The organism is Bradyrhizobium genomosp. III, from assembly GCF_000261705.1.
GTDB lineage: Bacteria > Pseudomonadota > Alphaproteobacteria > Rhizobiales > Xanthobacteraceae > Bradyrhizobium > Bradyrhizobium ottawaense.
The window spans coordinates 20,443-35,089 of the sequence record NZ_AJQF01000351.1 but is presented as its reverse complement, the minus strand read 5'-3'; the positions used below and the strand labels follow the sequence as shown (position 1 = coordinate 35,089).

Genomic DNA, 14,647 nt, shown 5'->3' with positions numbered 1-14,647 from the left:
GTCCGCTAAGGGTTATCGGACCTCAGCTCGAGGCGGGTTGGAACGTCGGCAAAGGGGCCCACGAGCGGACGTGCAAGCGGGTCGCTCGAGAGTGATTGGAGTCCGCCCAGGGGCTGCTATCGGACTCTGGTTCTTTGCCGACGCGGATAGGCTGTTGAACGCCAAGTCAGTTCCGGGTGTTGCTTTCGATGAAAGCGTTCGCTGCTCGGACGAAACCAAGCGCGATGACTCTTCATTCCAATCTCATGGCGCTTTGACGTCGTCGCCAAACCGCCGCGCCAGCGCCGCCAGCACCACGAAGGTGGCGACCCATACCATCCGCGCGCCATAGCGGTCGTGCGGGCCTGAGATGACGGCACAGATGAAGGCGTTGCCGAGCAGGGCCAGCGTCACGGTCGCCGCCAGCAGCGTCAGGTCGTCGAGCCGGCGGTTTGCCAGCGCGTTGCCGAGCAGCGCGACCAGGGCCAGCATCGAGGCCAGCGCCACCGGCACGTGCAGCCAGTTGATCGCGGTGAAGTCGAGCTGCCAATTCTGCTGTCGCGCGGAGCGCATCGGCGCGGCCTGCGCGGGGATGTAGCGCTCGATGATGCCACGGGTGTGCGGGATCCAGCCATTGGTGCCTTCGCCGGTCGCGACATGCAGCAATTGCTGGCCCATCGCCCGCAACGCCGCGCCGGCCTGCCAGGCCGGATAATCCCTGAGCGACTGCACGACGATGTAACCCATCTCCTCGTTCATGCCTTCGAAGCGGCCAAGCGTGTTGAACATGCTCTTGCCCCACAGGAACTCATCTGCCGTCGCCGGCAGCTCATTGCGATAGGGACAGAGCTTGTAGCGTTCGCGCGGGCAATGGTCGTCGAGGTAACGCGCGACGATGCCGTCCTGCATCATGCGGCCGAAGGCGACGCCGTAACCGCCGGGCGTCCAGGCCAGCTTGCCGGACAGCGCATAATTCGCCGAGACCAGCATCAGGCCGCCCGCAACGATGCTGAGGCTGGCCTGCGCCAATCCCGCCAGCGGTAGGCGCTCCTTGAGAAACGGCCGGGCGATCCAGCCCGCGACGCAAAGACCGAGCAGCACGCCGAGCGTGGCGCTGTGGGTGGCGGCGGCAAAGGCGGTGAAGACGAACAGCGAGATCTTCTCGAGCGCCGAGGTGCGGCTTGCGCCGACGACCAGGAGAAACAGCGACAGCACCGAGAGGCCGGCAAAGATGTCGGTGAGCAGCATGCTCGCAAGCCAGGGCAGCGCGGTCGACAGGATCAGGCCAAGGCTGATCGCGACGAAGCGAAAGGTCTGCATCATCGAGAGCACGCGCAGGGTGAGCTGCAACAGCCATAGCGTTGCCAGCGACTGGACCGCGAGGTTGATCCAGAAGCCAAAACTTTCGCCATAGTGCAGATAGAGGCCGAACACCGTGGAGCGGCTCGGGACGAGATAGCCCTCGTACCAGCGCGCCAGATAGCCGCCGGTATCCCATTGCAACAGCGGGTAGCCGTTCCAGAACGCCGGCGCGATCATCAGGAGGGGCAGGGCCACCGCCGCCAGACGCAGCCAAAGCGTATCCGCGGCGCGCCCGCGCAATTGATCGGTGGTGATGCTCAAATCTGCTCCCCGTCCTCGCCCCGAACCATGCTCGCAATAACGGTCGGGAGAGAATTCACCAATAGTTTGACGCCGCCCGACTTGAATTTGGCAAAACTCTGACCACTTTGAGCCAACCTTGCCGCTTGGGGGCTTCGAAAAAAATCTTTTGTTTCAACGTCTTGGCATGCTTTCGCGGGGCAAGGCGCTGTTCACTCCCAGGCAAGCCGGTCAGGACTTCGTCGCCTAAACTATGCTATAGAGCGGGCAAAACGAGCCCACTCGAAAGAGCAAATCCCAAAGAGCAAATCCATGGCAGTGCATCAGGTCAATCCGGGAGGAAAGCTCGCATCGCTCGATCCGATCTGGGATCGGATCCGGGGCGAAGCGGAGGACATCGTCCGTCGCGAGCCGGAGCTTGCGACTTTCATCTATTCGTCCGTGCTGCATCACAGCCGCCTTGAGGATTCGGTGGTCCACCGCGTCGCCGAGCGGCTCGATCACTCCGCATTGTCGGGCGACTTGGTGCGCCAGGCCTATATGGACGCGCTGCGCGACGATCCCGATCTCGGCAACGCCTTCCGCGCCGATCTCGTGGCCGTCTACGACCGCGATCCCGCGACCTCGCGCTTCATCGATCCCTTGCTCTACTTCAAGGGCTTTCACGCGATCCAGACCCATCGCCTCGCGCACTGGCTCTATCTGAGAGGCCGCAAGGATTTCTCGTATTATCTCCAGAGCCGCGCCTCCGCGGTGTTCCAGACCGACATCAATCCTGCCGCGCGCATCGGCCGCGGCATCTTCCTCGACCACGCCACCGGCTTCGTCTGCGGTGAGACGGCGGTGATCGAGGACGACGTCTCGATCCTGCACGGCGTCACGCTCGGTGGCACCGGCAAGGAGAACGAGGACCGTCATCCGAAGATCCGGCACGGCGTCCTGATCGGCGCCGGCGCAAAGATCCTCGGCAACATCGAGATCGGCCATTGCGCGCGCATCGCGGCCGGCTCGGTCGTGGTCAAGCCCGTGCCGCACAACGTGACCGTCGCGGGCGTGCCTGCCAAGGTCGTCGGCGAGGCCGGCTGCGCCGAACCGTCGCGCACGATGGATCAGATGATCAACGCGATGGGGCTTTAAGACCTGGCCTTGAAGGCGAAAAGGGCCGGATTTCCGGCCCTTTCGGTCCCCAAATTCTTTGGCAATTCATGCTGGCGGTTCGTCGCGTCTCGTCCTAAAACCCGCCGACCATTTTCGATCGGAGACTTGCCGTGGACGTCAAAGAAGTCAGAAAGTTAGATGCGTATTTGAAGCGCGTATTCGGCAATCCCAAGATCCGCGTCGTGCCGCGGCCGAAGAAGGACGATTCCGCCGAAGTCTATATCGGCGAGGAGTTCATCGGCGTGCTCTTCGTCGACGACGAGGACGACGATCGCTCGTTCCAGTTCCAGATGGCGATCCTCGAGGACGATCTCGTCGATCAGGAGTAGATGCGAGCGTGGTCCGGAAAAGTGCGCAGCGGTTTTCCGAAAAGATCATGCTGGAACAACAACCTGAAGCGCGATGACGATTCATCCTGATCGCATCGCGCTTTAGCGCGGTCCGGTGGCGCGATCGGTTCCGGGGTTACGCGCCCACCGCTGCGAGCATGTCGGGGATTGTGACGAATTTTTCCCGCGGCTTGCCGAGCAGGGCTCCCCTGGATTTCTCGGCAGTATCGATCACCATCCAGTCCGGATAGCTCACGACGCGGGTGACGCGGCCGACGACGCGTGCCAGCAGCGCATCCGGCGTGTCCGGGCGCGCTCGCCGATGCGCAAGATCTGCCAGCACGGCCTCTGCCGTGGCGATGCCGCAGCCGCGATTGGTGCCGATCGTGCCGTTCGGACCGCGCTTGCTCCATCCGCAGGCATAGAGGCCCTCGATCACGCAATGCCCGTTCGTGACACGTCCATTGGCATTGGCATGAACGCCGCGATGTGTGTCGTAGGGTACGCCGGTGACGGGCGCCGTCCTGCGGCCGACGCTGCCGAACACGAGGCCGCCGGCGATGTCCTCGACGGCGCCGGACCGGTGCGTCACCGAGAGGGTCTCCACCCGGCCTCGTCCGTGGATCGCGAAGGGCGAGAAGCCAAATCGAAAGACACAATGGCGCGGCCTGGTCGCGGTCTGCTGCGAAAATCCGCGCAGCAGCGACAGCTTCTCGACCAGCTCCGGATCTGCGGGATGCTGCGGTTCGAAGTCCTTCGGCGTGACATCGCGGTCGTCGACGAGCGTGTCGCATGACCTCAATTCGAGGAAATCGCGCAATTCCTTGGCGCTGAATTTGGCCTGCACCGGTGCGCCGCGGCCGACGATGGAGATCTGGCGAATCCGGCTCGCCGCCAGCACCTCGAGCGCGTGGCGCGCGATGTCGGTCTGTCGCAGCTCGTCGGCGGTCTTGGCGAGAATGCGTGCGACGTCGAGTGCGACATTGCCGTGACCGATGATGATTGCCGCCTGATGGTCGAGATTGAAGCTGAGATCGGCGAAATCGGGGTGCCCGTTGTACCACGCGACGAAATCGCCTGCGCTGTGGCTCCCCGGCAGAGCCTCGCCCGGAATGCCCAGCGGCCGGCTCAGTTCGGCGCCCGTTGCCAACACGACGGCGTTATAGGCCTCACGCAGCTCGTCGACCGTGACATCGTCTCCGACCGTGACACCGCCGAAGAAGCGAAAGCCGGGCATGGCGGCGATGCGGTCGAACGCTGCCGTCACCTGCTTGAGCTTCGGGTGGTCGGGCGCCACGCCGAACCGCACCAGCCCGTACGGCACCGGGAGCCGTTCGAACATGTCGACCGTCACAGATGCACCCGAACGCAAGAGGGCCTCGGCCGTGTAGAAGCCGCTCGGTCCGCTGCCGACGATGGCGACGCGGCCTTCGCTTGCAGCGAGGCCTGTCATCGGCCCAGCGCCTGCCGGCGTTCGTCCGCTCCGGGCAGCGCCGGCAGGCGGCCACTGATGACGGGAGTTTCGGCAGCGCGCTTGCGGTTGACGTCGATCCAGAATTTTTTGTCGGCTGCAAGGCGATAGTCGGGCTCGATCGCACCGACCGGGCAGGCCGGCGCGCAGCCGCCGCAGTCGATGCAGTTTTCCGGATCGATATAGGTCATGGACTCATCGAGGTGAAAACACTCGACGGGACACACCGTGACGCATTCGGTGTATCGGCACCCCCGGCAATTGTCGGTGACCACATAAGTCATCGTCAGGCCCCGCTGACTTGGACGAGGATGTCGGAGAAGGTCGGGGCCCGGCCGAGGTCGGCGAACGCCGGCGGCGTCAGCACGTGGACCGTCGCGCCCTTGCGATTGGACCGCTGCCAGTAACCGGACGGCGCCACCACGACTCCAGGCATGATATCGGACGAAACGGTCGCAAAGGCTTCGAATGAGCCCCGATCGTTGAACACGCGAATGGGCGCGCCGGCGACGATCCCGCGCTGTGCGGCATCATCTGGATTGAGAAGCACCGCCTGTTCTTCGCCGGCCTGGGCGGTTTGCGCGGGAAGATTGCCGTAATTCGAGTTCAGGAAGGCGTGGCTCTTCGGCGAGATCAGGCTGAGCGGGTAGCGCGTGGCGAGCACCGGCGCCGTGCGCGGGTTCTCGTTGGGCGGGATGTAGTGGGGCAGGGGATCGACGGGCGTGGCATCCTGGTCGCCATTGTAGCCCTGGCGGAACAGCGGCACCACGAAGTTGCCGCCGCCCGCGATCGTCGATTTGAATTCGCACTTGCCGGAGGCGGTCGGGAAATTGCCCTCGCGATGCGGCGCCCAGTCGGCGGGCGCCGGCATGTTGAGGCGCGCATAGCCCTTGGTCTTGACGCCGTCGAGCGTGATGCCTTCGAGAACCGGATTGCTCCAGTCGAGCGAAGCTTCGATGATTTCGTCGTCGGTCCGGAAGAAAGTGGGGTCGGTGATGCCCATTGCGCGCGCCAGGCGGCGGAACAGCTCGGTGTTGGAGACGGCTTCGCCAAGCGGCGCGATCGCCTGGTTGTTGTAGGAGAGGTAAAGGTGCCCCCAGGAGAACATGATGTCCTTCTGCTCGAGCTGCGTGGTTGCGGGCAAAACGATGTCGGCATATCTGGCGGTGTCGGTCAGGAAGTGCTCGCTGACGACGGTGAAGAGATCCTCGCGTCCGAGCCCATTTTCGAGCTTGGCCTGTTCGCTCACCATCGCCATCGGGTTGGCGTTGTAGACGAACAGCGCCTTGATCGGCGGATCGAAGCCGAGTTCGCCGGTCAACGCCGGGCCGAGGCGCCAGGAGTTCAGCACGCGCATCTTCTCGGGCTGGAGGTCGGGCCGCATCAAGACGTCCCATCTGACCGGGAAGGCCCAGATCGGCAGCTGGAGCAGGCCGCCACCGACATGCTTCCAGGCGCCGATCAGCCCCGGAAGGCAGGCGATCGCACGCACGGTCTGGCCGCCGCCGGCATGCCGCTCGACCGCGACGCCGATGCGTATGACGGCGGGCGGTGTGGTCGCAAATTCTCTGGCCAGCTTGAGGATGTCGTCGACGGGAATGCCAGTTTCCTGCGACGCAAATTCCGGGGTGTAGCTCGCCGCGCGGTCCACCAGCTCGTCGTAGCCGATGGTGTATTTGTCGACGTAATCGCGATCGAGCAGGTTCTCCTTGATGATGACGTGGATCATCGCCAGCGCGAGCGCGGCGTCAGTGCCGGGCCGGATCGGAATGTGCCAGTCGGCGAGGCGCGCGGTGCGGGTGCGGACGGGATCGATCACGATGAGCTTGGCGCCGGCCTTTTTTGCCTGCTCGATGAACGGCCAGTGATGCGAGTTCGTGCTCAGCGTGTTGCAGGCCCACAGGATGATGTATTTCGAGTGCACGAAGCTTTCGGGGTCGACGCCGGGCGTGTGCCCGATCGTCATCATGTACGCTGTGCAAGAGGCAGAGTCGCAGAAGGTGCGCTCCAGAACCGTCGCCCCTAACTTGTTGAAGAGGGGATCTCCGACATTCAACCCGTTGATGATGCCCTGCGTGCCCAGATAGCTGTAGGGCAGGATCGCCTGCGCGCCGTGCTCGGCGATCACTGATTTCCAGCGCGATGCGATGGTGTCGATGGCTTCGTCCCAGGAGATCCGCTGGAATTGCCGTGAGCCCTTCGGGCCGACCCGCTTCAGCGGAAAGAGGACGCGCTTGTCGCTGTAGACGCGCTCCTCGTAATTGTTGACCTTGACGCAGAGGCGTCCGCGCGTGAACGGGTGATCAGGATTGCCGCGGACGGCAATCGCCTTCCCGTCCTCGACCGTGGTCAGGATGGAGCAGGTGTCGGGGCAGTCGTGGGGGCATGCGCCTATGACCGTGGACCTCGCCATGGATCTCTCCGCTTCCTGATTCAAGACGGTCCGAAGGATGCGGCGGCCGGGCGCGCCCTGGCTTTTCAAAACGTGCGGTGTTGTTGTCCCGGACTGCTCTCGGCCGGTGGACGCCCTGCCGGTTCTCTGGCATGCTAATTGCCTGAACCGGCAATACCTCTCTACCCATACATCGCGTGATCTGGCGGAGATTTCCGATGGGTATGCTTGGCAACTCTGTCGATAAATATGTGACCGGCAGAATGCTCCAGACGTCCAACGACCGGCGGTGGGGGCATCTCCTGGCCGAACGATGGAGTCATGAGCCGGGCGACCTCCCTCCGCAATTGCCGCGCGACACCGAGATCGCGATATTGCTCCGCGGCAGCTCGGTCGTCGACCGCGAAGGCGCCGGCATGCGGCAGCGCACCTTCGGCAGGAGAGGCACCGTCTGGCTCTGCCCGGCCGGCATCCGCGAAGACTTCATCCGCGTCGAGGACCAGATGCAGGAATGCCTGCATCTCTTTCTTCCGGGCAAGCCGTTCGACGACACCATGCTCAGGGATCTCGACATCGATCCCTCGGGCATGTCGATCCGCTACGAGAGCATCGACCGGGACATGTTCATCGAGCACGTCGCGGACCGCATTCTCGCGGAGCTCGCGCAGGAGACCTCCACAGGCCGCCTTTTGATCGAAAGCCTGGGGCGGGCCTTGTCCGCCCATCTGGTGCACAGCTACGCCGCCAGTTCAGTCCGGCTGAAGCAATCCTATGCCGTGCAGAAACCGCTCGATGCGAGGCGCCTGTCGCGCGTCACGGAATTCATCGAAGCATCCGTCGAGCGCGAGTTCACCGTGAAGGACCTTGCATCTGTGGCCTGCATGAGCCCGGCGCATTTCTCCCGCAGCTTCAAGGCGGCGACCGGAACTGCACCGCACGAATATGTCAGCCGTCAGCGCCTCGATCTCGCCAAGCGGCTCCTGTCGACCAGCGATCGCCCGCTGGTCGATATCGCGTTTGCCGCGGGATTTTCCTCGCAGGCCAATTTCAACCGCGCCTTCCGCAAGGCGGTCGGCACGACGCCGAGCCATTATCGGGCGCGGAAGGGGCAGGATTGAGCCTGCCCGCATCAAGTCTGGATGATGTGGCCTTGAGATCCCCACGGGTTTTGCCCGATGGGTCAAGCTCTAATTCGGAAATAATGAATATTTAAAAATACGAAGTGCGGCCGTGACTTGGCTACTGTGCATGGGGTTGTTTTCGAGATTTTGTTCGGCGAGGGGTTGAGCCCGGCCTGCAAGCCGATCTCGCGGCCGCGCTTACCCCTTCGGTCCGCGCAACTGCGCCGTCAGCCTGTCCATCGCCTCCGCCGCATCGCGCCACTGTGACAGCCAGCTGCGCGGAAAGCGGAAGGTGAGGTCGGCGCCGCCGACGCGGCGCTCGGACAGGCACATGCCGGGCGTTGACGCATCGCGGGTGCAGCGCGCGGTCAGCGCGGGGCTTGCAGCCGAATAAAAATCTTCGCTGCCGTAGGGCGTGTCAGCCCGGAACATCCGCATCGTCAGGCCGTCCGCGGGCATCGCTGCTGCCTGGTCGAGATAGCGCGGATAGATCGTCGCAGTTCGCTGCTCGGGCGAGAGCGCATCGTGGTGGGCTGTGATCGACAGGAAGATGCGGTCGATCGATTGCACCGCCGCTTCCACCGTGTCGGCGGTGACGTGCTTTGGGGTGCCGGGCGGCTCCAGAGAGGGATAGAGGAAGTCGAGGTCGATACGCTCCTGCGGTCCGGAGTGCCGCTGGATCTTCATGCGGATCGCCGTCACCGGCAGGTTGAACAGCGTGCCGCCGACGCTCACCGGCAGCTTGTCCGGGGCGTTCGCGCCGCGGGTGCCCCAGGTCGGCCACAACAGATAGGCGACGAGCGCGACCGCGCACACCGCAGCAATGCCGCCGAGCACGATCGGGACGGCATGCGCCCAGGTGCGCGTGCGGGGGGACCTATGGGGAACTGCCGAAAACACCGTCATGAGCTTGCGCGAGGTCGAGCCGGAAGTCGGCCGGTGGCCGACGAATCAGCGGCGAATATGCCATGCGGCGCCGATTTCGCGCAGCGTTCCCGGCTGCGGGGGGCGGGGACGGCCCTGCGTGGACGGGACGGCGGCGTTAACCTTCCCTTAAGGATAATGTAGCGTTAACCGGCACCATTTGTCACAGGAATGCTCGGCGTTGCGTAAGGGCGGACCGTTCCGATGACACCTGAAGCTTTCAACACCTTCTTCTCGATCTGCATTGGCTTCGCGCTCGCGGGCGCGCTCGTGAACGGATACCAGGCGCTGGCGCGGCGGCCCGCCGGCTTCGGCCTGCTGCAGGACGGCGTGGCGCCGAAGACCTTCGCTGCGGTGCCGTTCCTGGTGTTCGCCGCGCCCTTCATCATCATGCGCAACACGCTGCGCGGCATGCGCGTGGAAAGCCGCCGTGCCGAGTTCGTGATGATGGCGACCCTCATCGCCGGCTTCTGGAGCATGATGAGCGGCACCTTCTTCCTGATGACGTTGCGCGCGGCCGGCGTTCTGGGCTGACGCCCGCGCATTGAGCGCTGCCGGCGCGGGGCCTTTGCGTCGCGGCTGCCGTTTGGCTATGCCAGTGGTCAACGCGACAGGAGACCTCCATGGCGATCTACAAACTCGACGGGCAGGCGCCCGACCTTCCCGCCGACGGCAATTATTTCATCGCCGAGACCGCCACCGTGATCGGCCGCGTGCGCCTGAAGCCGGGTGCGAGCGTCTGGTTCGGCGCGGTGCTGCGCGGCGACAATGAATGGATCGAGATCGGCGAGGGCGCCAATGTCCAGGACGGCTCGACCTGCCACACCGATCTCGGCTTTCCGCTTCACATCGGCCGGAACTGCACGGTTGGCCACAATGTCATCCTTCATGGCTGCACCATCGAGGAGGGCGCGCTGATCGGCATGGGCTCGATCGTAATGAACGGGGCGAAGATCGGCCGCAACAGCATCGTCGGAGCCGGTTCCGTCATCACCGAGGGCAAGGAGTTTGCCGAACGTTCCCTGATCATCGGCTCACCGGCGCGCGTGATCCGCACGCTCGACGACGCCCAGGTGCAGCGAATGGGAAGCGCGGCCAGGTTCTACGTCGCCAATGGTCCGCGCTTCAAAAAGGGCTTGAAGCGGATCGGTTGAGAAAGTCTGCGCGGCCGGTCCGCCCAGTGGCACGGTTCCGTACCGTACAAATACAGGCCGGTACTTTAATCCTCCGCTAGCGCGATCACGCTTATTGTTGAGCGTTTTCAACCAGGAGGAGCGGCGCCATGGATGCGACGGCGCTGGGATCCGGCTTCGGTGCCGGAACCAATCTATTGAAGAAGTTCGTAAGACTCGCGCGCGGCCGACACGCTGACGGTCGCCGAGAAGGTCTACAGCATTGCCGCCTTCCTTGCGATTGTCACCACCTTCCTCCTCGTGATGTCGGTCCAGTCCGTACGCTTGCAGACGACGTATCGCCACATGCATGTCACCGCCGCCGAGGCGGCGATCGGCGTCGGGCGCATCAATGCGCTGATCTATGCCATCGTGATGGAATCACGCGGCATCTACATGTCGGCCGATCGTCGTGCGATGAAGCCGTTCGCGGACGGGCTGGTGCGGCGCAACCACGAGCTCGCCGAGGCCGTGAAGAGCATGGAGAAGAACGTCGGCAACGACGACGCCGAGCTGTTCGCGAGCTTCCGCCAGCGCATCATGCAATTCATCGACTTCCGTCAGGAACTGGTGCGGCGCGGGATCGAGATCAGCCCGGCCGCGGGGCGCGAATGGGGCGACAACGACGCCAACCGCACCGTGCGCAGCAAGCTCAGCAGCGATATCGAGGCGCTCGAGCGCATCTACCAGCAGCGCGCCCGCGAGGCGGACGAGCTTGCCAATGAGAACCGCTATGCGGCTGCCTATCTGTTCGCACTCGGACTCGCCGCCTTGATGCTGGCGGCGCTCAACGTCGTCGTCATGCGCAGTTCGGTCGTCGGCGCCCTGGCCGATATCACGCAGGCGACCGACCGGATCGCGCAGGGCGACGTCAAGAGCGAGGTGCCGCATCTCGGCCGTCACGACGAGATCGGACGTCTTGCGCGCGCCGTGCAGAACTTCCGCGACGCCGTCGCGCGCATCTTCGAGCTCGAGGAGCTCGAGCTCGGCATCGCCCAGGCGCGCGACGCCGCGAGGACCGAGCGCGACCAATTCAACGACAAGTACCAGGCCAAGAAGTGGCAGCTCTCGGCCGCTATCAACAGCATGCCGCAGGGACTGATCATGCTCGACGGCAAGGCGGTCGTGGTCGCGATGAACTCGAACTACCGGCAGATCTACAATCTGCCCGAGACGATCCAGGCTGGATCGACCCTCGAGGATATCCTCCAGCACCGGGTCAAGAGCGGGCTGTTCAGCGGCGACGTCGCGAAATATGTCGCGGCCGTTCTCGACCGGATCGCCAGGCGCGAGCCGGCGGCCTACGAGATCGCCTTGAACGACGGCCGCATCATCAAGATCTACGAGCGTCCGATGGACGGCGGCGGCTGGGTTTCCGTGCAGGAGGACGTCACCGAACAGCGTCAGCGCGAGCGCATTCTCGAGCGGATGGAGCGCTTCCTCGCCACCATCATCGAGAACGTGGCCGAGGGCATCATCGCCAAGGATGCGCGCAATCTGCGCTACGTCTTCGTCAACAAGGCGGCCGAGAAGATGATCGGCATGTCGCGCGGCGAGATCATCGGCAAGACCGCGCGGGAATTGTTCTCCCCGGAGGCGGCCGAGCTGATCGAGCGGCGCGACAAGCAGCTGCTCGCGCAGAAGCAGCAGCTCGCGCCGATCATCGACACCATCGACAATCCCGCGCGCGGGCGTCGCGTGATCTCCGCACGGCGGGTTCAGATCGGCGGCGCCAGCGAAGAGTCCCACATGTTCGTGACCATGGTCGAGGACCGGACCGAGAATAGGGTGGCGGCCGCATAGCGATCGGTGCGCGATCCGGAGCGGGACGTCAGCTTCCCTCGGATTCGCTCGCTTCGGTCGCGCCTGCGACCTTCTCGTGGCCGGCGGCCCACAGCGCATGCTCGTCGCTGCCGCCGAGATAGGGATTGGCCTCGGCCGGAATGTTGTCGCGCGCGGCGCGTTCGCCTTCTGCAAAAGGATCGCGATCGGTCATCCTGATTGAGCCTCCTCGCTTTCAAGCTGATGTGACGGCATTTGTTCCGGAACCTGCCTTCGCCGCGGCGGTTGACCGGCAAAGGAGAATTCTCATGGCTGCATCGCCTGCAACCGTCTCGATCAAGACCATGATGGTGATCTTCGCCCTCGCAGCGATGCCGGCCGCCGCGTTCGCGCAGGCGAGCGGCGGTTCGGCCGGATCGACCGGAGGCGCCGCGGGATCGACTGGAGGCTCCGTTGGATCGAGCGGTGGCGTCGCCAACTCGCCGGCTCCACCGCCCGGCACCAACAGCCTGGGTACGGCTCAGTCATCCGGCCCGGGCTCCGGCGGTACGACTGGCAGCGGCACAGGCGGCGGCGCCGATGCCGCCGTCAATGCCGAGAATCGGATGCTCGACAAGAAGCTCAAGAGCATCTGTCGCGGCTGCTGATCCTCGCGCGGAAGTGAGACAGCGTGGCTGTCCCGAATGCCCAAGTGACGTTAGCTTGATCCCGCTTTGAAGCGTGGAGCGTGTCCACGCGGAGGATCGAGTGATGTTACGCAGGATGATGATGGCGGCGCTGGCCGTCGCGGCAGTCGGGCTGTCGGCGCCGCAGGTGGCCCACGCCGGGGGTTTCGGACATGGCGGGGGACATGGCGGCTGGGGTCATGGCGGTGGTGGCTGGGGCCATGGCGGCCATTGGCATGGCGGCGGCTTCTGGCCAGGTGTCGCGATCGGGGCGGGCATCGCCGGCGCCGGCTACTATGGCGGTTATTACGGCTACGGCTCCCCCTATTACGGCGGTCCCACCTATTATAGTACCGGCTACGACGACTACAACGATGGCTATGGCGGCTGCTACGTCGCGCGCAAGCGCGTCATGACGCCGGCGGGCTGGCGTATCCGCCGCGTGGACGTCTGCGAATAGCGTCCCACAAAAAACAAGGCCGTTGACGCAGTATACCGTCAACGACCTTGCCAGCCCCGGACATTGAAATCGGCTCACGCCATCCGGTAAGGGCGACCATCGCGCGGAATCATACGGCCGAATGTGATCCAGTTCACAAGTGGCGAAAATAAAGTTCCACGGGGCGTGGTGGGAGTTAGCCGCGCGAGCGCTTTCGCGCACTGGCGTGGACACGGTGCCGCGCCGGTTTCCTGCGGGTAACCGAGGGCGTTTCAACCTCGGTCGCCCGTGCGCTGGCAAACGACTGCCGCAAGCTGTCGATGGACTCGTTCAGCGATGCGACCTGTTCGGACAGGCGCTTGGTGTCGGCCTGCTGCGCCGCCATCAGCCGCTTCATCGTCTGGAGTTGGTCCTGCACGACCTGGAGCTGGTCAATCGATTCCTGCTGGGTCGCCTCCAGCCCCTTGGTCTTCTCGACCAGCTGCTCGGAGGCCTGGGCCGTACGGGCCTGGAGCTGCCGCGATGCCACCACCCGGTCAGCTTCAGGTGCGGCGCCGGTATAGGCCCGCCAGATCGCGATCGAGGTCACCCCCGCGATCAGGAGCAGCAGCGCAGCGGCGGTCAGCGCGATGGGCTGGGCGCCAAGGCGAAGCAGGGGGTTCGACGGTGTGTCCTGGGCGAGATCGATCATCGCTGACAAAACCCAAATTGAAACTTGGTGAGTGGCGAAGACCGGCAACCAGAGGTCGCCGGGGCGTCCCGAAAGTGTTACGTTTCCGCAAGGAATGGGACCAAAAAGAGGCTAAGGGCCAAAAAACCAGGAATCAGCGGGTCTTGCGGCTTCCAAGGCTCCGCCCTGGCGCGGGAATCAAGGTTGAAACGGCGCAAACGGCCCGGAATAGGTCTTCGCGCGCGGTGCCGCGTAGGGCCCGAGGCGGGAGGTCTTCAGGCCCAGCCGCACCAGTGATTCCGCCAGCGTCACCGCAGCAGCGACGCCGTCGATCACGGGCAGGCCATGGGTGGTGGCGAGCTCAGCGGCGAGATCGGCCATGCCGGCGCAGCCGAGCACGATGGCTTCCGCCCGGTCGTCGCGGATCGCGGCCGTGATCTCCGTGGAGATCTTTGCGAGCGCGTCCGTGTTGCGCTCCTCGAGCGCAAGCACCGGGACCTCGGCGGCGCGGACGCGGGTGCAGCGTTCGGCGAGGCCGTACTTCTTGAGATTATGTTCGATCGGCACGATGGAGACACCGAGCGTCGTCACCACGGCAAAGCGCGCGGCGATCAGGCTCGCCATGTGGAAGCCGGCCTCTCCAATGCCGATCACCGGCGCCTTCGCGATGGCGCGGGCGGCATCCAAGCCGGTGTCGTCGAAGCAGGCGATGATGTGGGCCTCCGCACCATCGCGGTCGGCCTCGCGGATGCAGCCGAGCATGCCGGGCACGGCGAAGGCTTCGTCGTAAAATCCCTCGATCGAGACCGGGCCCATTGTCGGCTGCCGCGCATCGATCACCGTGCCGGGCAGGGCGACGCTGCGCGCTGCAGCGGCGATCTTCGCCGTCATCGTAGCAGTGGTGTTGGGATTGACGATGTGCAGTCGCATTTCGATCAGACGA

Annotated in this window: 16 protein-coding genes; 8 read left to right on the top strand and 8 right to left on the bottom strand. The window is 64.5% G+C overall.

The genetic code is table 11. From position 1 onward, the window contains the following. Nucleotides 1-243: 243 nt before the first annotated feature. Entirely contained in the window at nucleotides 244-1,602 is a 1,359-nt protein-coding gene (locus IC66_RS0128260; protein WP_028141162.1) for a hypothetical protein, read from the bottom strand. 291 nt (nucleotides 1,603-1,893) lie between these two features. Between IC66_RS0128260 and cysE the strand changes: the two genes are divergently transcribed. Both cysE and IC66_RS0128250 read left to right on the top strand, forming a co-directional pair. Beyond that, on the top strand, nucleotides 1,894-2,718 hold the full coding sequence (gene cysE / locus IC66_RS0128255) for a serine O-acetyltransferase (protein WP_038949923.1): 825 nt from the start codon (nucleotides 1,894-1,896) through the stop codon (nucleotides 2,716-2,718). Nucleotides 2,719-2,849: 131 nt separating this feature from the next. Continuing rightward, complete coding sequence (locus tag IC66_RS0128250; protein WP_007602550.1) at nucleotides 2,850-3,068, top strand: DUF3126 family protein; 219 nt, start codon at nucleotides 2,850-2,852, stop codon at nucleotides 3,066-3,068. 136 nt (nucleotides 3,069-3,204) lie between these two features. On the opposite strand, the gene IC66_RS0128245 is transcribed toward IC66_RS0128250, so the two are convergent. From IC66_RS0128245 to IC66_RS0128235, 3 genes are read right to left on the bottom strand one after another with little or no spacing between them, the layout of a single operon-like run. Further along, on the bottom strand, nucleotides 3,205-4,521 hold the full coding sequence (locus IC66_RS0128245) for an FAD-dependent oxidoreductase (protein ID WP_038949921.1): 1,317 nt from the start codon (nucleotides 4,519-4,521) through the stop codon (nucleotides 3,205-3,207). Continuing rightward, entirely contained in the window at nucleotides 4,518-4,823 is a 306-nt protein-coding gene (locus IC66_RS0128240) for a ferredoxin family protein (RefSeq protein WP_028141159.1), read from the bottom strand. Before IC66_RS0128240 ends, IC66_RS0128245 begins: the two co-directional genes overlap by 4 nt. A gap of 2 nt (nucleotides 4,824-4,825) precedes the next feature. Further along, nucleotides 4,826-6,952: a molybdopterin-containing oxidoreductase family protein gene (locus tag IC66_RS0128235; RefSeq protein WP_038949920.1), complete on the bottom strand. Its 2,127-nt coding sequence runs from the start codon at nucleotides 6,950-6,952 to the stop codon at nucleotides 4,826-4,828. A gap of 197 nt (nucleotides 6,953-7,149) precedes the next feature. On the opposite strand from IC66_RS0128235, the gene IC66_RS0128230 reads away from it, so the two are divergent. Beyond that, nucleotides 7,150-8,049 (top strand): AraC family transcriptional regulator, encoded by a 900-nt coding sequence (locus tag IC66_RS0128230; RefSeq protein WP_244429180.1) that lies wholly within the window; start codon nucleotides 7,150-7,152, stop codon nucleotides 8,047-8,049. 201 nt (nucleotides 8,050-8,250) lie between these two features. Here the strand turns inward: IC66_RS0128230 and IC66_RS0128225 are convergent, their stop codons facing one another. Further along, entirely contained in the window at nucleotides 8,251-8,958 is a 708-nt protein-coding gene (locus tag IC66_RS0128225; RefSeq protein WP_028141156.1) for a hypothetical protein, read from the bottom strand. 222 nt (nucleotides 8,959-9,180) lie between these two features. Between IC66_RS0128225 and IC66_RS0128220 the strand changes: the two genes are divergently transcribed. The 3 genes from IC66_RS0128220 (at nucleotide 9,181) to IC66_RS47830 (ending at nucleotide 11,951) form a co-directional block, all read left to right on the top strand. Further along, nucleotides 9,181-9,510, top strand: a complete 330-nt coding sequence (locus tag IC66_RS0128220) for a DUF6949 family protein (protein ID WP_028141155.1) — start codon at nucleotides 9,181-9,183, stop codon at nucleotides 9,508-9,510. 89 nt (nucleotides 9,511-9,599) lie between these two features. Then, nucleotides 9,600-10,130, top strand: a complete 531-nt coding sequence (locus IC66_RS0128215; protein ID WP_038949917.1) for a gamma carbonic anhydrase family protein — start codon at nucleotides 9,600-9,602, stop codon at nucleotides 10,128-10,130. 324 nt (nucleotides 10,131-10,454) lie between these two features. Then, nucleotides 10,455-11,951: a PAS-domain containing protein gene (locus tag IC66_RS47830; RefSeq protein WP_244429179.1), complete on the top strand. Its 1,497-nt coding sequence runs from the start codon at nucleotides 10,455-10,457 to the stop codon at nucleotides 11,949-11,951. Between the two features lie 28 nt (nucleotides 11,952-11,979). On the opposite strand, the gene IC66_RS47825 is transcribed toward IC66_RS47830, so the two are convergent. Beyond that, nucleotides 11,980-12,144: a hypothetical protein gene (locus IC66_RS47825; protein ID WP_193375319.1), complete on the bottom strand. Its 165-nt coding sequence runs from the start codon at nucleotides 12,142-12,144 to the stop codon at nucleotides 11,980-11,982. A 94-nt stretch (nucleotides 12,145-12,238) separates the two neighbouring features. On the opposite strand from IC66_RS47825, the gene IC66_RS0128195 reads away from it, so the two are divergent. Both IC66_RS0128195 and IC66_RS0128190 read left to right on the top strand, forming a co-directional pair. Beyond that, a complete protein-coding gene (locus tag IC66_RS0128195) occupies nucleotides 12,239-12,577 on the top strand; it encodes a hypothetical protein (RefSeq protein WP_038949915.1) in 339 nt (112 codons plus the stop codon). Nucleotides 12,578-12,680: 103 nt separating this feature from the next. Continuing rightward, nucleotides 12,681-13,055, top strand: coding sequence for a hypothetical protein (locus IC66_RS0128190; RefSeq protein ID WP_038949914.1), 375 nt, complete (start codon nucleotides 12,681-12,683; stop codon nucleotides 13,053-13,055). A 175-nt stretch (nucleotides 13,056-13,230) separates the two neighbouring features. Here the strand turns inward: IC66_RS0128190 and IC66_RS0128185 are convergent, their stop codons facing one another. Then, nucleotides 13,231-13,725 (bottom strand): hypothetical protein, encoded by a 495-nt coding sequence (locus IC66_RS0128185; protein ID WP_038949912.1) that lies wholly within the window; start codon nucleotides 13,723-13,725, stop codon nucleotides 13,231-13,233. Between the two features lie 177 nt (nucleotides 13,726-13,902). Further along, complete coding sequence (locus IC66_RS0128180; protein ID WP_038949911.1) at nucleotides 13,903-14,634, bottom strand: aspartate/glutamate racemase family protein; 732 nt, start codon at nucleotides 14,632-14,634, stop codon at nucleotides 13,903-13,905. Between the last annotated feature and the right edge of the window lie 13 nt (nucleotides 14,635-14,647).